The sequence below is a fragment of the Serratia sp. CY47280 genome (genome assembly GCF_052168655.1).
In the GTDB taxonomy this organism is placed as follows: domain Bacteria; phylum Pseudomonadota; class Gammaproteobacteria; order Enterobacterales; family Enterobacteriaceae; genus Serratia; species Serratia bockelmannii.
Genome location: NZ_JBJNMG010000001.1, coordinates 725,661 through 743,426 on the forward strand (window position 1 = coordinate 725,661; position 17,766 = coordinate 743,426).

The 17,766-nt window shown below is 63.1% G+C and carries 17 protein-coding genes; 9 read left to right on the forward strand and 8 right to left on the reverse strand.

The window, feature by feature from the left end:
- Positions 1-17: 17 nt before the first annotated feature.
- Positions 18-1,514, reverse strand: coding sequence for an alpha/beta hydrolase (locus tag ACJ8J4_RS03455; protein WP_442515985.1), 1,497 nt, complete (start codon positions 1,512-1,514; stop codon positions 18-20).
- Between the two features lie 221 nt (positions 1,515-1,735).
- On the opposite strand from ACJ8J4_RS03455, the gene ACJ8J4_RS03460 reads away from it, so the two are divergent.
- Both ACJ8J4_RS03460 and fusA read left to right on the forward strand, forming a co-directional pair.
- Entirely contained in the window at positions 1,736-1,984 is a 249-nt protein-coding gene (locus ACJ8J4_RS03460; protein ID WP_016927634.1) for a CsbD family protein, read from the forward strand.
- A gap of 249 nt (positions 1,985-2,233) precedes the next feature.
- Positions 2,234-4,339, forward strand: a complete 2,106-nt coding sequence (fusA, locus tag ACJ8J4_RS03465; RefSeq protein WP_141998152.1) for an elongation factor G — start codon at positions 2,234-2,236, stop codon at positions 4,337-4,339.
- 27 nt (positions 4,340-4,366) lie between these two features.
- Here fusA and ACJ8J4_RS03470 read toward each other — a convergent pair whose 3' ends face one another.
- Together ACJ8J4_RS03470 and ACJ8J4_RS03475 are read right to left on the reverse strand one after the other, a co-directional pair.
- A complete protein-coding gene (locus ACJ8J4_RS03470) occupies positions 4,367-5,335 on the reverse strand; it encodes a DMT family transporter (protein ID WP_264383556.1) in 969 nt (322 codons plus the stop codon).
- Positions 5,336-5,433: 98 nt separating this feature from the next.
- Entirely contained in the window at positions 5,434-6,261 is an 828-nt protein-coding gene (locus ACJ8J4_RS03475) for an AraC family transcriptional regulator (RefSeq protein ID WP_049207528.1), read from the reverse strand.
- 196 nt (positions 6,262-6,457) lie between these two features.
- On the opposite strand from ACJ8J4_RS03475, the gene ACJ8J4_RS03480 reads away from it, so the two are divergent.
- Positions 6,458-7,891 (forward strand): NAD-dependent succinate-semialdehyde dehydrogenase, encoded by a 1,434-nt coding sequence (locus ACJ8J4_RS03480; protein ID WP_025302925.1) that lies wholly within the window; start codon positions 6,458-6,460, stop codon positions 7,889-7,891.
- Between the two features lie 48 nt (positions 7,892-7,939).
- On the opposite strand, the gene ACJ8J4_RS03485 is transcribed toward ACJ8J4_RS03480, so the two are convergent.
- Genes ACJ8J4_RS03485 through ACJ8J4_RS03495 form a run of 3 tightly spaced genes read right to left on the reverse strand, consistent with a single transcriptional unit; the run spans position 7,940 to position 10,806 of the window.
- Complete coding sequence (locus tag ACJ8J4_RS03485; protein ID WP_060433128.1) at positions 7,940-8,842, reverse strand: alpha/beta hydrolase; 903 nt, start codon at positions 8,840-8,842, stop codon at positions 7,940-7,942.
- A complete protein-coding gene (locus ACJ8J4_RS03490; RefSeq protein WP_043143472.1) occupies positions 8,832-9,725 on the reverse strand; it encodes an alpha/beta fold hydrolase in 894 nt (297 codons plus the stop codon). Before ACJ8J4_RS03490 ends, ACJ8J4_RS03485 begins: the two co-directional genes overlap by 11 nt.
- 25 nt (positions 9,726-9,750) lie before the next feature.
- Positions 9,751-10,806: a sugar phosphate isomerase/epimerase family protein gene (locus ACJ8J4_RS03495; protein WP_049207521.1), complete on the reverse strand. Its 1,056-nt coding sequence runs from the start codon at positions 10,804-10,806 to the stop codon at positions 9,751-9,753.
- A gap of 140 nt (positions 10,807-10,946) precedes the next feature.
- Between ACJ8J4_RS03495 and ACJ8J4_RS03500 the strand changes: the two genes are divergently transcribed.
- Positions 10,947-11,537 (forward strand): TetR/AcrR family transcriptional regulator, encoded by a 591-nt coding sequence (locus ACJ8J4_RS03500; RefSeq protein WP_197835940.1) that lies wholly within the window; start codon positions 10,947-10,949, stop codon positions 11,535-11,537.
- Here the strand turns inward: ACJ8J4_RS03500 and ACJ8J4_RS03505 are convergent.
- On the reverse strand, positions 11,534-11,836 hold the full coding sequence (locus ACJ8J4_RS03505; protein WP_043143548.1) for a cupin domain-containing protein: 303 nt from the start codon (positions 11,834-11,836) through the stop codon (positions 11,534-11,536). The genes ACJ8J4_RS03500 and ACJ8J4_RS03505 overlap by 4 nt on opposite strands.
- Before the next feature lie 77 nt (positions 11,837-11,913).
- The gene (locus ACJ8J4_RS03510) at positions 11,914-12,846 is read right to left on the reverse strand and encodes a LysR substrate-binding domain-containing protein (RefSeq protein ID WP_049207516.1); all 933 of its coding nucleotides are present in this window, start codon (positions 12,844-12,846) and stop codon (positions 11,914-11,916) included.
- Positions 12,847-13,016: 170 nt separating this feature from the next.
- Here ACJ8J4_RS03510 and ACJ8J4_RS03515 point away from each other — a divergent pair, with 170 nt between their 5' ends.
- From ACJ8J4_RS03515 to ACJ8J4_RS03535, 5 genes are all read left to right on the forward strand, one after another.
- Positions 13,017-13,967, forward strand: coding sequence for a branched-chain amino acid ABC transporter permease (locus tag ACJ8J4_RS03515; protein ID WP_043143464.1), 951 nt, complete (start codon positions 13,017-13,019; stop codon positions 13,965-13,967).
- A gap of 10 nt (positions 13,968-13,977) precedes the next feature.
- The gene (locus ACJ8J4_RS03520; protein ID WP_060447725.1) at positions 13,978-15,090 is read left to right on the forward strand and encodes an ABC transporter permease subunit; all 1,113 of its coding nucleotides are present in this window, start codon (positions 13,978-13,980) and stop codon (positions 15,088-15,090) included.
- Entirely contained in the window at positions 15,087-15,857 is a 771-nt protein-coding gene (locus ACJ8J4_RS03525) for an ABC transporter ATP-binding protein (RefSeq protein ID WP_025302934.1), read from the forward strand. Before ACJ8J4_RS03520 ends, ACJ8J4_RS03525 begins: the two co-directional genes overlap by 4 nt.
- Positions 15,850-16,563, forward strand: coding sequence for an ABC transporter ATP-binding protein (locus ACJ8J4_RS03530; RefSeq protein WP_043143459.1), 714 nt, complete (start codon positions 15,850-15,852; stop codon positions 16,561-16,563). Before ACJ8J4_RS03525 ends, ACJ8J4_RS03530 begins: the two co-directional genes overlap by 8 nt.
- Before the next feature lie 76 nt (positions 16,564-16,639).
- Positions 16,640-17,749 carry a branched-chain amino acid ABC transporter substrate-binding protein gene (locus tag ACJ8J4_RS03535; protein WP_406894506.1) on the forward strand — a complete coding sequence of 370 codons (1,110 nt, stop codon included), beginning with the start codon at positions 16,640-16,642 and terminating at the stop codon, positions 17,747-17,749.
- Positions 17,750-17,766 lie beyond the last annotated feature (17 nt).

Consider the following 17,766-nt stretch of genomic DNA (forward strand, 5'->3'; position numbering starts at 1 on the left):
GGGCTGCTCCGGCCTCCTCAGCGGCAAACCTTGTCGCGGCGCGGCTTTTTCGGCGCCAGCAGATACTCCACCACGCTTTCGTCAACGCAGCTGTCGATGCCGTTCAGCGCCAGCGTATGTCCGTCGCGTTCGCGGGTGATCAGCGGGCTTTTAAAGGCGGCGGCCATCACCTGGGCGTTGCGGTACGGCGTGGTCGGATCGTAGCGCTGGGCGACGAACAGCAGCGGCGGCAGCGCGGCGGACGCCACCGGGGTGTGCGGCCGATCTTTGCCGCGGTACGGCCATAGATCGCACATTTCCAGCGGATACTCGTGTAGCGGCAGGTAGTGAGCGTACAAAGCGGCGGTATTGATCTCCTGCCGCTGCCTGCGCAACTGCTGCGGATCGGCCGTCGGGTTGGCGACGTCGGCGCAGGTGATGACGTTCAGGGCGTCATCGGCATCCGGCGAATAGCTTTCGTCAATCAGATCGGAAACCTGCTGCCCGGCGATGCCGGCATCGAGTTGACGCAGCACGGTCGCCAGCTCATGCCAGCGCTCCGGCCACAGCAGCAGCGAACGCGTGACCGTCAGCACATCGTCGGCGGAGATTTCATAGCCCGCGGCGGTAACGAACGGTTGATAGTGCAGCTTGCGCAGTAAGGCATGATAGCGCTGCAGCGCCTGATTAGCGCCGCCGCCCAGCTGGCAGCTGTCGGTTTTGCCGCAGTAGGCGGCGAAGCGCAGGAAGCTTTGCTGGAAGCCCCGCTCCTGGTTCATGCGCTGGGTGAAATCGTCCTCCGCCAGATCCACCACCCCGTCCAGCACCAGCGCGCGCGTCTTCTTCGGAAAACGTTCGGCATACAGCGCCGCCACCTTGGTGCCGTAAGAGTATGCCACCGCCGTCAGCCCCGGTTCGCCCAGCGCGTGGCGGATTGCGTTCAGATCGTTGACCGCCTCGTCGGTGCCGATGTGTTGCAACACGTCCGCGCCGGTCTGTTCGATGCAGGCGGCAATCAGGGTGCGCGTCTGATTCTCCGCGCCGGCCACGTCGTTATCGTCCGGCGTCGGGGTTTCGTCGCCTTCGGCCAGCTGGCAGGAGATTTTCGGCGTCGACTGACCGACGCCGCGCGGATCGTAACCGATGATGTCGTAGGATTTTCGCAGCTTGGCGACGTGGGCGTCGTTGCCCAGATAGGGGTTGATGCCCGGCAGGCCTGGGCCCCCGCTGATCATTACTACGCTGCCCTTTTTCGGCCCGGTGGCGGGCTGCAGGGTCAGTGCCAGACGCACGGTCTGTTCGCCCGCCTGCGCCGCATGGGCGGGCGGCGTGGCGTAGGCTAACGGCACCTCGAGGTAACCGCAGCGCAGCCCCGGCGGTGGCGCCTCATCGAACCAGCGCTGAAAACCGCTGTTGAGACAAGATTGCCAACGAATGCCGTTCTCGACCGCCATGCCGTGAGCCGCCGGCTTGGCCAGGGCGGGCAACGCGGCGGCGGTCGCGGCGAACAGCGCCAGAATACGCAGTACTGACATGGGGAGTCCTTTCAACTCAACGAATCGGTCAAAGGGTAAAGATACTCGGTTAAACCGCTAGCCAATAGAACATAAAAAAACGCGCGGGTGAAGCCGACGCCGTGCGTATGGAAAGACTTTTCTTTGCTCAGATTGATCTTATAACGCACAGAATGCTGCAAAAAATGCCATTCACCTGCTAGGCTTAGTGTTCGTTAACCCACAAGGAACAGGAGAGCAGCATGTTTGGTAAAGCGGAAGACAAAGCCAATGAAGCCGCAGGCGCGGTACAAGAAGCGTTCGGCAAAGCCGTTGATTCGCCGGAGCATCAGGTGCGCGGCGCGGCGCGCAAATACGCCTCCCAGGCCAGCTATGCCGCCCGTGACGCAGCGGACAGCGTAAGAACGCAGGTGGAAGCCAACCCGCTGGCCGGCGTAGCCGTTGCGGCAGCGGTCGGCATCGTTTTCGGCTTCCTGCTGGGCCGCAAATAAGCGGCGAATGCGCCCTACGACAACAGGCCCGTTACGGGCCTTTTTTTTCGCCCTTTTCTGCACCGGCGCCGTTATGCGCGCAAACTTTCATCTATCACAGCCATCGCTTAAAAAAACTAACGCCTTCAACTACGATTAGTTTGTGACCAGAGCAAGGCTCTGCAATCCGGCGGATAACCCTATGAGGATTATCATCATTATCCATGCTGTTTAAGCCGCTCTCCTTCATGCGGCTAAGAAAGGTTAATTATGGCTCGCACCACCCCTATCGAACGTTACCGCAATATCGGCATCTCCGCGCATATCGATGCCGGCAAGACCACCACCACCGAGCGGATTCTGTTTTACACCGGGGTCAGCCACAAGCTGGGTGAAGTGCATGACGGCGCGGCGACCATGGACTGGATGGCGCAGGAACAGGAGCGCGGCATCACCATCACCTCGGCGGCCACCACCTGCTTCTGGAACGGCATGCAGCATAATTATCCGCAGCATCGCATCAATATCATCGACACCCCCGGGCACGTCGATTTCACCATTGAAGTGGAGCGTTCGATGCGCGTGCTGGACGGCGCCGTGATGGTCTATGACTCGGTGGGCGGCGTGCAGCCGCAGTCGGAAACCGTCTGGCGCCAGGCCAACAAGTACAAAGTGCCGCGGCTGGCGTTCGTCAACAAGATGGACCGCATCGGCGCGGATTTTTTCCGCGTGCGCAAAATGATGATCGAGCGCCTGAAAGCCAACCCGGTGCCGATCGTTATCCCTATCGGCGCCGAAGACCGCTTCAGCGGCGTGGTGGATCTGGTGCGGATGAAAGCCATTCTGTGGGACGAGGCCTCGCAGGGCATGAACTTCAGCTTCGAAGAGATCCCGGCAGAGCTGCGCGACTCGGCGCAGGAGTGGCGTGAAAACATGATTGAGGCCGCCGCCGAAGCGTCGGAAGAACTGATGGAGAAATACCTCAACCAGGTGCCGCTGAGCGAAGAGGAGATCGTTCACGGGCTGCGGGTGCGCACCGTCGCCGGCGAAATCCAGCCGATGCTGTGCGGGTCGGCGTTCCGCAACAAAGGGGTGCAGCGCATGCTGGACGCGGTAATTGAACTGATGCCCTCGCCGCTCGACGTGCCGCCGATGGAAGGCCACGGTGAACATGATGAAATCATCACTCGCAAAGCCGACGACAACGAAAAATTCTCGGCGCTGGCGTTCAAACTGATGACCGATCCGTTCGTCGGCCAACTCACCTTCGTGCGCGTCTACTCCGGGGTGCTGGCCAAAGGCAGCAGCGTTTACAACCCAATCAAGGGCAAAAAGGAGCGCATCGGCCGCATCGTGCAGATGCACGCCAACGATCGTAAGGACATCGACGAACTGCACGCCGGCGACATCGCCGCCTGCGTCGGCCTGAAGGACGTCACCACCGGCGATACGCTGTGCGACCCTGGCGCCATCATCACGCTGGAGCGCATGACCTTCCCCGAGCCGGTGATAGCCCAAGCGATCGAGCCGAAGACCAAGGGCGACCAGGAGAAAATGGGCATTGCGCTGCAGCGGCTCTCTTCGGAAGATCCGTCGTTCCGCGTGCGCACCGATGAAGAATCCGGCCAGACCATTATCTACGGCATGGGCGAGCTGCACCTGGAGATCATCGTCGATCGCATGCGCCGCGAGTTCGGGGTGGAGACTACCACCGGCAAGCCGCAGGTGTCGTACCGCGAAACCATCCGCAAACGGGTAACCGACGTGGAAGGCAAGTTCGTGCGCCAGTCCGGCGGTAAAGGGCAATACGGCCACGTGGTGCTGACCGTCGAACCCAACGACCCCGGCAAAGGCTTCGAGTTCTTCGATGAGATCAAGGGCGGCGTCATTCCGGGCGAGTTTATCCCGGCGGTGAAAAAAGGCGTGCTTGAGGCGCTGAATAACGGCGTGCTGGCCGGTTATCAGGTGGTGGACGTCAAGGTACACCTGACCTTCGGTTCTTACCATGATGTCGACTCGTCGGAACAGGCGTTCCGCATGGCGGCGATCTTCGGCTTCAAGGAGGCCTGCCGCCTGGCGGACCCGGTGATCCTTGAGCCGATCATGTCGGTAGAAGTGGAAACGCCGGAGGATTATGCCGGCAACGTGATGGGCGACCTCTCCTCACGCCGCGGTCTGGTACAGGGTATGGAAGAGATCCCGGGCGGCGGCGGCAAGGAAATTCGCGCCAAGGTGCCGCTGTCCGAGATGTTCGGTTACTCGACCACCCTGCGTTCGATGTCGCAGGGCCGCGCCACCTACACCATGGAATTTAGCCACTACGCCGAAGCGCCGCGCAACGTGGCCGAAGAAATCATTCACCACAGCAAGCGTTAACCCTCGCGCCCGCCTTCGCGGCGGGCGTCACCTCGGCTTGTCCTCCAACGCCACCACCACCGGCTGCGGCTTGATACGCATGGCGTACACCACGCCGACGATCAGGCAAACGATGCCGGCCAATGTCAGCAGCGGCGGCCAGGCCTGGCGCAGCAGAAAGGTATAGGCCAACCCCGCCAGAATTTCGAACACGATAAGCGGCCCCACCAACACCGTCGGCAGCCGCTGGCTGGCTTCGTTCCAGCACAGCGCCCCCAGCCAGGAGCAGAACACGCCGATAACCAGCATCAGTGGGATAAATACCTCGGGGCGCGGGCCGAACGGCAAGGCAAACGCCGGTTCGCTCAGCGCCAATTGGCCGCAGACCGCCAGATAGCCCAGCAGCGCCAGCGGCAGCGTCACCAGCCCCTGCGCCGTGGCCCAGGTGGCCGGCCGCTGCGTCGGGTTATCCCGCAGCCAACGCGAATTGCGCAGCGGAAACCAGGTCCAGCACGCCACCGCCAACGCGGCCAACCCAAGGCCGCTGAGATAGCGCCAGCCGTCGATCGGCACCGCATTGCCGCGCAGTTCAGCGATGTTTACGCACGCTAACCCGCAGACGATCAGCAGCAGCGCCGGCGCCAGCTTGCTCCAGGCCAGCCGCCCGTCGTGCCTGCCGTAAAACAGATTGGCGCAGATGGCGATCACCACCGGCAAGGTGCCGATGATCATGGTCGATACCGGTGCGCCGGTACGCTGAATGGCGCTGGCCAGGCACAGGTAGTACAGCAGATTGCCGATGGCCGTCAGTTTGAGCGCTTCCAGCCAATCCTGGCGCCGCAGCTTGCGCAGGCGGCGGCGATCGAACCACGCCAGCGGCAAGGTGATCAGCCCGAAGGCCAGATAGCGCCCGGTGGACTGCAGCGCGGCGGGATAATCCGGCACCAGCAGCGGGCCGACGAAAATCAGTCCCCACATCAGCCCGGCGGCCAGGGCAAACACAACGCCAATGAACATAACGACTCCGACAAACGGCCGGCGCGGCCAATCCGCCCGACAAGACAGCGGCAGAGTAACGAAAACGCGGGGAGGAATTATTGTAGCAGGTTGCTGTTTTAGCCCAATTTCACCTGTTTCTGGAAACGCACTGGCGTGACGCCGTAACGATTGGCGAAGGCGCGCGTCAGGTGCGCCTGATCGGTCAGCCCCGCCGCCGCCGCCACCTGTGCGGCGGGCATGCCGCGCTCCAGCATGCGTTTGGCCTGCGACAGCCGGATCGCCATCAGCATCTGCTGCGGCGAAACGTGATATTCGGCCTTGAACTTGCGCAGGAAATGGTACGGGCTGAGCGATACCAGATCGGCCAGCTGGTTGAGGGTCACGGCCTCGGCGAAGTTATCGTGCAGGTAGCTTTTCACCACCTCGAAACGGTGCGCCGCCTCGGCTTTCTCTCGCCGCCCGGTGCGGATGTGCGGGTGCAACAGCTCGACCGCCTCCAACAGCAGGCCGTCGAGCGTGAGCGGATCGTCGGTTTGCCACAGCGTGGCGAGAATGGCGGACAGGCGCTGCGCCGCCCGCGGATCGTGGCGCACCGCATCGGTAAACCACTGGCACCGATCGCCGGACAGCTGCTCCAGCGCCTCGGGCGCCAGGTAGAGCATGCGATAACACCAGCCGCCCGGCGTTTCGGCTTCGCCGGTGTGCAGCTCGTCCGGGTTCATCAGCACCAGCGCGCCCGGCGCCGCCAGGTGCTGCGCCCCGCGATAGCGAAAACGCTCCGCCCCGGTGTCCACGGTGCCGATGGCGAAGGCGTCGTGGGTATGCGGCTCGAAGGCATAGCGTTCGATATGCGCCTGATAGAGTTCGACGCCGGGCAGATGCGACAAATGCCGGAACTGCGCGCAGTCCTTCTCGAACGGAAACTGTTGTGGAACCCCTTGCACCCGACCTCCTCATCCGTGCTGACAATCTGCTCAGCATAGCCAAAACATCGCCGGTTGAGTAGCCGCCCTGCTCCTTTCGTGCCCCTCGCCTGGACGATCGCCGCCATTCGGCGTAGGGTTAAGGTCCCTGTCCCTTTCAGACGGGCCGCATCGCGAAGCTCATCGGCCCCTGACACTCCGCAAACAAGAGGCAACAATGTATCCGGATACTCAACTGTATATCGATGGACAATGGCGCAGCGCACTGGCCGGAAAAACCCTGCCGGTCACCAATCCCGCTACCGACGAGGTCATCGGTCAAGTGGCGCATGCCGCCGCAGAGGATCTCGATCTGGCGCTGGCCGCCACCGAGCGCGGATTTAACGTCTGGCGCGACACCGCCGCGCACCAGCGCGCCAACCTGATGCGCAAAGCCGCGGCGCTGCTGCGCGAACGCGCCAACGCCATCGCCGCCGTCATGACGCAGGAACAGGGCAAACCGGTGGCGCAGGCCAAAGTCGAAATTCTCAACGCCGCCGACGTTATCGACTGGTTCGCCGGCGAAGCCACCCGCACCTACGGGCAGATCATTCCTTCCCGCGCCCGCGATGTACAGCAGCAAACCCTCAAGCTGCCGGTCGGCCCGGTGGCCGCCTTCACGCCGTGGAACTTCCCGATCAACCAGATCGTGCGCAAGCTGTCCGCCGCGCTGGCGGCGGGCTGTTCCATCATCGTCAAAGGCCCGGAAGAAACGCCGGCCTCACCGGCTGAACTGATCAAAGCCTTCGCCGACGCCGGTATTCCGGCCGGGGTGATCGCGCTGGTGTATGGCACCCCGGCGGACATTTCGGAATACCTGATCCCCCATCCGACCATTCGCAAGATCTCCTTCACCGGCTCCACTCGCGTGGGCAAGCATTTGGCAGCGCTGGCCGGCCAGCATATGAAAAAGGCCACCATGGAGCTGGGCGGCCACGCGCCGGTGCTGATCTTCGACGATGCCGATCTCGACGCGGCGGCCAAAGAGCTGGCGCAGTCCAAGTTCCGCAACGCCGGCCAGGTCTGTATCGCCCCGACCCGCTTCCTGATCCAACAAGGCGTTTATGAGGCCTTCGTGGAGAAATTCACCGCCGCGGTGCGTGAGCTCAAGCTCGGCAACGGGCTGGAAGACGGCGTGACGATGGGCCCGATGGTGCTGGGCCGCAGCGTCGACAATATCGAGGCGCTGGTGCAGGATGCCGTCGCCCACGGGGCGAAGGCCAGCACCGGCGGCAAACGCGTGGCGGGCAAAGGCAACTTCTTCGAGCCGACGGTGCTACGCGACGTGCCGCTGAGCGCGCGCGCCATGTCGGAAGAGCCGTTTGGCCCGGTCGCCCTGCTGCGCCCGTTCGCTACCTATGACGAGGCGATCGCCGAAGCCAACCGCCTGCCGTACGGGCTGGCCGCCTACGCTTACAGCCGCAACATCGCCACCGTCAATGCGCTGGGGCGTGACGTGGAGAGCGGCATGCTGAGCATCAACCACATCGGTTTCGGCCTGCCGGAAACGCCGTTTGGTGGCGTGAAAGACTCCGGCCACGGCACCGAAGGCGGCAGCGAAGCGATCGAATCCTACCTGGAAACGCGCTTTGTCACCGTCGCCGGCCGATAATCGCCCGGCGGATGAATAGCCAGAAGCCCCGCAATGCGGGGCTTTTTTTTACTCACCGGCCAGTTCGAACAGCTGCCGCGCCGCCGGGGTCAGCCCCAGCATGTGAATACAGGCATGCACCATGCCCGGCAACCGTTCGCAGCGCACCGGCACGCCCGCCTCGCGTAGCCGCTGCGCATACTGCTCGGCCTCATCGCGCAGCGGATCGTATTCGCAGCTCAGGATGGTGGCCGGCGGTAACCCACGCAGCGTGGCGGCATACAACGGTTCCGCGCCGGGATCGCGCCGCTGGCCCAGATACTGCTGCCAACAAAACCCCATCGCGTCGCGCGTCAGAAAGTGCCCCTCGGCAAACTCGCGATAGCTCGTCGTCGTCATCTCGCGGCTGAGCGCCGGGTACAGCAGCAGCTGACGTTCGATGTACGGGCCGCTGCGATCCCGCGCCAACAGTGCGACCGCCGCCGCCAGATTGCCCCCTGCGCTATCACCGCCCACTGCCAGGCGCTGCGCGTCAATCCCCAACTGCGGCGCCCGTTGTGCCACCCAGCAGAGCGCCTGATAGACATCTTCCAGCGGCTGTGGAAACGGGTATTCCGGCGCCAGACGATAGTCAACCGACAGGATCACCCGGCCGGTGGCGTTAGCCAACGCCTGACAGGGCCGATCGTACAACGCCAGTGAGCCGAGGCACCAGCCGCCGCCGTGGGCGAACAGCATCGCCGGCTGCGCGGTCGTGCCGTTTTCCCCCGCCGGTAGATAGGCGCGCAGTGCAATCCGGTGTCCATCGGCGGCGACCACCGTATGGTCCCTGACGCCGCCGCTCGGTTCCGCCTCGCCCTGCAGCTGGCGTAAACCGGTTTCCGTGGCCGCGCGCATTGCCGCCAGCGAAGCGGGCGGTGGCACGTCGGCCGATGCCGTCAAAAAGGCGGCGATGCGTTCATCAAGCGGCATACGGCTCTCCCGCCAGGAATGACGTAATCAGTGCAATAAATTCCTCATGACACTCCTCGGTGATGAAATGGCCGCAGCCGGCGACGGTTTCGCCCCGCAGATCGTGCGCATTGCCCTGTAGCGTCGTCAGCGGCGCGTCGCCGGTGGCGTGCTCCGCTCCCACCGTCAACACCGGCATCGTCAAGGGCGTAGCGGCGCGCAGCCGGTTCTGCCGCACGGTCTCCGGGATCGCCCGGTAATAGTCGAATCCGGCGCGCAGGCCGCCCGGTGCCGAATAGGCGGCGATATACACCTCCGCCGCCACCCGATCGCGCCGATAGGACCAGCGGTTGAAGATATAGCCAAGATACTCCCGTTCGCGCCCCTGAGTCAGGGTCTCCGGCAAATCCGCCAGTTGATTGAACATGAAATGCCACAGGAAGATGTTCTCCTCCGGCGCAACGAAAATCGGCGGCGGCGGCGCCAGCCCGGGGATCACGGCCTCCGTCAGCACCAGACGCTCCACCGCCTGCGGGAAATCGCTCGCCATGGCGTAACCGATCCACATGCCGATGTCGTGGCCAACCAGTTGGTAACGTTCATGGCCCAGTTGCGCCATCATTGTGTGCAGCGCCGCACCGACGCTGCCGGTGTCGTAGCCGCCAGCGGGCTTGTCAGAATCGCCGATGCCCGGCGGATCGACGGCGATCGCCTGAAAACCGGCCGCCGCCAGCGCTTGCATCACATGGCGCCAGGTGTACCAGGTTTGCGGCCAGCCGGGGATCAGCAGCACCGGCCGCCCTTCACCGGCCACCACGCAGTGAAGGCGCCGGCCGTTGACCTGGAGATAGACGTGTTCCGCCGCGAGATCCGCCAACGGGACCTCGTTCTGTAGATATTGCATGGGGTGACTCCCTGAAAAGTTGGGCTCAGCGAATGCCGAGCAAGGCGTTGATCTGCTGCGGGCTGACCGGCGCACCGGCGAAGTCATCGAATACTTTGTCGGTGACGCGGATAATGCGATCGCGAATGAAGGCTGCGCCTTCGCGCGCGCCGTCCTGCGGGTTTTTCAGGCAACATTCCCACTCCAATGCCGCCCAGCCCGAATAGCCGTACTGCGTCAGGCGCGAAAAGATGCCGTTGAAATCAACCTGGCCGTCGCCCAGCGAGCGGAAGCGGCCGGCGCGATCGATCCAGGATTGATAGCCGCCGTAAATGCCCTGGCGACCGGTCGGATTGAACTCGGCGTCCTTGACGTGGAACATGCCGATAACGTCCTTATAGATATCGATAAACTCCAGATAGTTAAGCTGCTGCAGCACCATATGGCTCGGATCGAACAGCACCCGACAACGCGGGTGGTTACCGACGCGCTCAAGAAACCTCTCGAACGTCACGCCGTCGTGCAGATCCTCACTCGGGTGAATTTCATAACACAGGTTGATGCCCTGTTCTTCGCAGGCGTCGAGCACCGGCAGCCAGCGTTTGGCGAGTTCGTCGAACGCGGTGTCGATCAATCCTTCCGGGCGCTGTGGGAACGGGAACAGATAGGGCCAGGCCAGCGAACCGGAAAAGGTGCCCAGCTCGCTGAGCCCGAGCCGCGCCGACGCCTTCACCGCCAGCAGCATTTGCTGCCGCGCCCACTCGCCGCGCGCCTGCGGATTGCCCTGCAGCGCCGGCGGCGCGAAGCTGTCAAACAGCGCATCGTAAGCCGGGTGTACCGCCATCAGCTGGCCGAAGATATGGCTGGTCAATTCACTGACCACCAACCCCTGCTCCGCCAACATCCCGGTCAGATCGTCGCAGTATGTTTGGCTTTCCGCGGCGGTGGCCACGTCGAATAAACGCCGATCCCAGGCCGGGATCTGCAAGGCGGTAAAACCGGTTTGCGCCGCCCACTCGGCGATGGCCGGCAGGCTGTTGAACGGCACTGTCTCATCGCTGAACTGCGCGAGATGCAGGCTTGGACCTTTGAGGGTTTTCATCGTAAACTCCTATTGGTTGTCGATTGACAAACAATAGGAGCAAAGCGAGTTCACCGCAAGCGAAATTTATAAAGACATTGGTATTCCCGCCGATTTAAGCGATCCTATGTCGCTGAATGGCAGGTAAATTGGAGCAGAGAATGGCTGGCAGACCGCGTGAGTTCGACCGCGAACAGGCGCTCTTGAAGGCGCGAAACTTATTTTGGCAACAGGGTTACGAAGGCACCTCGATGTCGGATCTGGTGGCGGAATTGGGCATTGCTTCCGCACGCATCTACAAGGCGTTCGGCTCCAAAGAGCAGCTGTTCCGCGAGGCAATCGCCAGTTACGAAACCGAGGAAGGCGGCTTCGCCGATCGCGCCTTCGCGCAGGAAAGCGGCATTCGCCCGGCGATCCAACGTATGCTGGAAGATGCCGTGCGCCTCTACAGCCGGCCAGATCTGCCGCAGGGCTGCATGGTGGTCTCCGCCGCCGCCAGTGTCAGTGCGGAAAACGATGGGCTCAAAACCTGGCTGGCAAAGCATCGGTTGCAGCGTACGCAGCAGATCGTCGAACGGCTGCGGCAGGCGGAGCAAACCGGCGAATTGCCGGCCGATACCGACGCCGACAGCCTGGGTGACTATTTCGCCGTCTTCCTGCACGGCCTGTCGATTCAGGCACGTGACGGCGTCACTGAAGAGCGGCTATTGGCAGCGGTAAAGGTGGCGCTGGCGGTCCTGGGCGCCGCTTAATCCTCCGGCAGATCGACAATCACCAGCGTGCCTTCGCTGCCCGGCAACACGCGATGCGGCACGCCGGCCGCGGCCTGATACAGCTGGCCGGCGCGCACCACCACCACTTCCCCCGCCACCTGCAGCCGCAGGTGGCCGCTGATCACCAGCAATCCTTCGCTGTAATCATGCACTTCATCCGCAATGCTGCGCGCGTCCATGCGCAGCACTTTGATATTGGCCGCACCGACGCGGCCCAGCACGGCAGAACGCCAGGCCTCGGGCAGTTCGGCCGCCTGCTGGTTTAAATCGAACAGCATCGTCATACCTTATCGCGACACAGGAACCCGCACTCTACTGCAAGCCGCCAGGTGCTGAAAGACGCGTTGGTTGTAGATTATGCCCCGACGTTCTGAGCCGCCGCCTCACGCCGCAGCCATTGCCGCAGATTTTCGCCTTCCTGCGACAGCTCGCTATCCAGTCGAGCGCACAGGTAATAATCGCGGCCGTCGTCGATCGGCAGATCGAACATTTTGATCAACTCACCGCTCTCAAGGTACTGGGCGATTAACGGTTCACGCATCAACGCGCACCCTAGCCCCGCCTGCACCGCCGCCAGTGTCAACAATCCGTCTTCAAACATCGGCCCGATGCTGCGCAGCGGGCGTTTAACGCCGGCCTGCTGAAACCATTGCATCCAGGTATTGCGCTCCTCGTCGTGCAGCAGCGGCAGCGTCGCCAGCTGATCCGGCGTATCCAGCAAACCGTGCAGTTTACTGAATGCCCGGCTGCACACCGGCACCATTTGGCCAGACATCAGCTTTTCGCTGCGATAGCCGGTCCACTGCCCAACCCCGAAGCGGATCGACAGATCGGCGGCGTCGCTCAGGTAATTGCGGTGGTTGGCGTAAACCACATTGATGTCGATATCCGGATTTTCGCGCAAAAAGCCACGCAGCCGCGGAATGAACCAGCCCATGCCGAACAGCGGGATCAGGCTGATGGTGACCTGCCGCGATGCGGACTGCTCGCGCACGTGTTCGGTCGCCTGGCGCAGCACGTTAAACGCCGAGCGAATCGAGCGGTAATACTCTCGCCCCTCGCTGCGCAGCACCAGGTTACGCCCCTGCCGTTCGGTCAACGGCATCTGCAAAAATGCCTCCAGCGTTTTGAGTTGATGACTGACCGCCGAAGGCGAAATCATCAGCTCGTTAGCCGCCGCGCTGATGCCACCCAGGCGCGCGATGGCTTCGAACGCCCGCACGGCGCGCAGCGGCGGATCGTTCGGCAGCATCGGCAATGGCTCATCGTACTGTTCTGTTTTTTTCATATATTGACTGTTTTTGGGAAATCGACACTGAAGGAATGGGTTCAATATACATAAAAATCAACGTATTAAAATCACTCGTTTTTTGTATAAGAAAGTATTTTTCCGTATTTTACAATTTTTTTAAATTCTCTACTGTGAGCCTCCTGACTCATTATCTCCGGACTCTCCTTATGGATACGCTGGTACAGCAAACCGTCAACGGTTTGATGCTCGGCAGCATCTATGCGCTGATCGCGCTCGGTTACACCATGGTGTACGGCATCCTACGCATCATCAATTTCGCGCACGGCGACGTGCTGATGGTCGGTGCCCTGAGCGCGTTGTCGGCGATCGGCGTGTTGCAACACCACTTTCCCGCGTTATCGCCGTACGCCACGCTGCTGCTGGCGGCCCTGTTCGCCATGGCGGTCTGCGCCATTACCTCGATGGCGATCGAGCGTCTCGCCTACCGCCGGTTGCGCACTGCGCCGCGCCTGGCTCCGCTGATCAGCGGCATCGGCGTCTCGCTGCTGCTGCAAACCCTGGCGATGCTGATCTGGTCACGCAATCCCCTGATGTTTCCGCAGCTGCTGCCAATGACCCCCATCGCCCTGACCGCAGGCAGCGGCGGGCATGCGCCGGCGGTGATCACCGGCACGGCGATCGTCACGCTGGCGGTGGCCGTGGCGGTCATGGCCGGCCTCTGGCTGCTGGTCGAACACAGCCGTTTCGGCCGCGCCATGCGCGCTACGGCGGAAAACCCGCAGGTCGCCGGCCTGATGGGCATCAGTCCTGACCGCATCATCGTTCTGACCTTTGCGCTCGGCGGCGCGCTGGCGGCGGTGGCCGGCATCATGATGGCCAGCAACTACGGCAACGCCGGTTTCTCGATGGGCTTTCTGCCGGGCATCAAGGCGTTTACCGCCGCCGTGCTCGGCGGCATCGGCAACCTGCGCGGCGCGATGCTCGGCGGATTGCTGCTGGGCCTGTTCGAATCGCTGGGCACCGGCTATCTCGGCGAGCTGACCGGCGGCGTGTTCGGCAGCAACTACCAGGACGTGTTCGCGTTTCTGGTGCTGATCGCCGTGCTGGTCTTCCGCCCCTCCGGGCTCTTGGGCGAACGCATCGCCACGCGCGCATAAGGACATCACCATGACCGTTTTGACTCCCCCCGTTCCTCTGGCCACGCCGCGTCGCGCCAGGCTGGGGCTGACGCTGTTCATTCTCGCGCTGCTGCTGGCGCCCTGGGTGGCGGGCGCCGCCGGCGGCAACTACTGGGTGCGGGTCGTCGACTTCGCCCTGCTGTACCTGATGCTGGCGCTCGGGCTGAACATCGTGGTGGGCATGACCGGGTTGCTGGACATGGGCTTTATCGCCTTTTACGCCGTCGGCGCCTATTTGGCCGCGCTGCTGTCGTCACCGCATCTGACGCAGCAATTCCCGCTGCTGCTGCAGTGGTTCCCCGACGGGCTGCACCTGTCGATGCTGTGGCTGATCCCGCTGGCGGCGCTGCTGGCGGCGGCGTGCGGCATCCTGCTTGGCGCGCCGACGCTGCGGCTGCGCGGCGACTATCTGGCGATCGTCACGCTCGGTTTCGGCGAGATCGTGCGCATTCTGATGCGTAACCTCGATCGCCCGGTCAACCTCACCAACGGCCCTAAAGGCATTTCCGGCATCGACCCGGTCAGCCTGTTCGGCCTGAAGTTCTCCGGCATGCATGAGTGGTTCGGCGTGCGTTTCTCCGGGCTGCATCTCTATTACTACCTGTTCGCCGCGCTGCTGCTGGCGATCCTGTTTATCAGCCTGCGGCTGCAAAACTCGCGCATTGGCCGCGCATGGACAGCGATCCGCGAAGACGAGGACGCCGCGCGGGCGATGGGCATCAATACCCGCAACTTCAAGCTGCTGGCCTTCGCCATCGGCGCCACCTTTGGCGGTGTGGCCGGCGCGTTGTTTGCCGCGTTTCAGGGCTTCGTGTCGCCGGAATCGTTCACTCTGCAGGAATCGATCGCCGTACTGGCGATGGTGGTGCTCGGCGGCATGGGGCACATCCCCGGCGTGATCCTGGGCGCGCTGCTGCTGGCCGCCCTGCCGGAGCTGCTGCGCAGCAGCATGGGGCCGCTGCAGCAGGCGCTGTTCGGCCAGGTGCTGATCGACCCGGAAATCATTCGCCAACTGTTTTACGGCCTGGCGTTGATCCTGGTGATGTTGTATCGCCCGGCGGGCCTGTGGCCGGCTCGCCATGCTGGGAGGACCGCCGCATGACGCCACTGCTCGCTTTAAATCACGTCAGCAAACGTTTCGGCGGCCTGACGGCGGTGGATGACGTCAGCATGAGCATCCGCCAGGGGGAAATCTACGGCCTGATCGGGCCGAACGGCGCCGGGAAGACCACCTGCTTCAACCTGATCACCGGCCTGTATCGCGCCGACGCGGGCGAATTCCGCCTGGCGGGCCAGCGCTATAAGCCCCAGGCGATCGACAAAGTGGCGCAGGCCGGCATTGCCCGCACCTTCCAAAACCTGCGGTTGTTCAATGAAATGAGCGTGCTGGAAAACGTGATGGTCGGCTGCCACGTGCGCACCCGCAACGGCCTGTGGGCGGCGATCGCCCGGCACCGTCGCGCCAGGGAGGAGGAACAGGCGGTGCGCGATAAATCTCATGCGCTGCTGGAGTACGTCGGCATCAGCCAATTCGCCCATTACCGCGCCGGCGATCTCGCCTACGGCCATCAGCGGCGGCTGGAGATCGCCCGCGCGCTGGCGACCGAGCCCCGGTTGCTGGCGCTGGACGAACCGGCGGCCGGCATGAACGCCGGAGAAAAAGTGGCGCTGCGCGAACTGCTGCTGCGCATCCGCGACAGCGGCAAAACGCTGCTGCTGATTGAACATGACGTCAAGCTGGTGATGGGCCTGTGCGATCGGCTGACGGTGCTGGATTACGGTAAAGCGATCGCCGAAGGCGAACCGGCGCAGGTGCGGCGCGAACCGGCGGTCATTCAGGCCTATCTGGGAGGTGGCGCGCATGTCTGAAGCCCTGCTGAGCGTTAAACGACTCAAAGTGTCTTATGGCGGCATTCATGCGGTCAAAGGCATCGATTTCACGGTGAACGCCGGCGAACAGGTGACGCTGATCGGCGCCAATGGCGCGGGAAAAACCTCGAGCCTGCGGGCGCTGACCGGCCTGCAGCCGTTTGAGGGCGACATCCTGTTCGACGGCCGTTCGATTCGCGGCATGCCGCCGCACCGCTTGCTGCAACAAGGGCTGGTGATGGTGCCGGAGGGACGCGGCATTTTCACCCGCCTGACGGTGCGAGAAAACCTGCAGCTGGGTGCCTATGCGCGGCGTGACGCATCGGCGGTGCGGCAAGATTTCGAACGCGTGTGCGCCACCTTCCCACGGCTGAGCGAGCGCCTGCATCAACCGGCCGGGCTGCTTTCCGGCGGTGAACAACAGATGGTGGCGATGGGCCGCGCGCTGCTCAGCCGCCCGCGGCTGCTGATATTGGACGAACCGTCGATGGGGCTGGCGCCGATTGTGGTGGAGGCCATTTTCTCGGTCATCAAGCAGTTAGCCCGTGACGGTGTCACGCTGCTGTTGGTCGAGCAGAACGCCCGCCTGGCGCTGGCGTCCACCGATCGCGCCTACGTATTGGACAGCGGCAGCCTGAGCCACAGCGGCCGCTCCGCCGACATGCTGGACGATGAAAAAATCAAACAGATCTATTTGGGTGAATAACCGTTGTTACCTTTAACCGCACCAGGAGTATGACATGCAGCAGAACATTCGCATCAAGCCGTTGGCGCTGGCCGCCATGACAATGATCCTGAGCCTCCCGGCGCTGGCGGACGACACCGTGCTGATCGGCCTGGCCGGGCCGCTGACCGGCCCTTCCGCGCGCATCGGCAAAGATCTCGAAAACGGCGCACGGCTGGCGATCGCCGACGCTAACGCACAGAAACCGACGCTGAACGGCAAACCGGTCACCTTCAAATTACTGTCCGAGGACGATCAGTCCGACCCGCGCACCGCCGTGGCCGTGGCGCAGCGCTTGGTCGACGAAGGCGTCGCCGGCGTGGTCGGCCACTGGAACACCGGCACCAGCATCCCGGCGGCGCGCATCTACCACGACGCCGGCATCGCTCAGGTGGCGCCGGTGGCGACCGGTCACGGCTACACGCAGCAAGGCTTTGACACCAGCTTCCGCGTGATGGGCCACGACGACGACGGCGGCAACTACGCCGGGCAATATGCGGTGAAAACGCTGAAAGCCAAGCGTATCGCGGTAATCGACGATCGCACCGCTTTCGGCCAGGGGCTGGCGGACGAGTTTATCAAATCGCTGCAGGCCCAGGGCGTGCAGCCGGTCACCCGCGAGTATGTGGATGACAAGACCGTCGATTTCAGCGCCGTGCTGACCACCGTGCGCAGTAAAAACGCCGATCTGATTTTCTTCGGCGGCGTGGATTCTCAAGCGGCGCCGTTGGCACGCAAGCTGAAACAGCTGGGCATGAACGCGCAGCTGATGGGCGCCGGCGGCTTCGTCAGCCAAACCTTCCTGACGCTGGCGCAGCGGGAAGGCGAAGGCGTCGTCGCGCTGGAGCCGGGGCTGCCGCTGGAGCAGATGCCGGGCGGCAAGGCGTTTGAGCAAGCCTACCGCGATCGTTATCACACCCACATCGAACTGCATGCGCCCTTCGCCTACGATGCCACCCGGGTGCTGATCGCCGCCATCGAACAAGCCGGCTCGGCCAATCCGGCCGATTATCTGCCGAAACTGCGCGCCATACATTACCAGGGCGTCACCGGCGACATCGCCTTCGATGCGCAAGGCAACCTGCAACAGCCGAGCTTCACCCTGTACCGGGTGGTTGACGGCAAATGGCAGCCGCAAACCGTGTTGGGCGGCGCCAAGTCACAATAAATCAAGAGGAGCAAGGC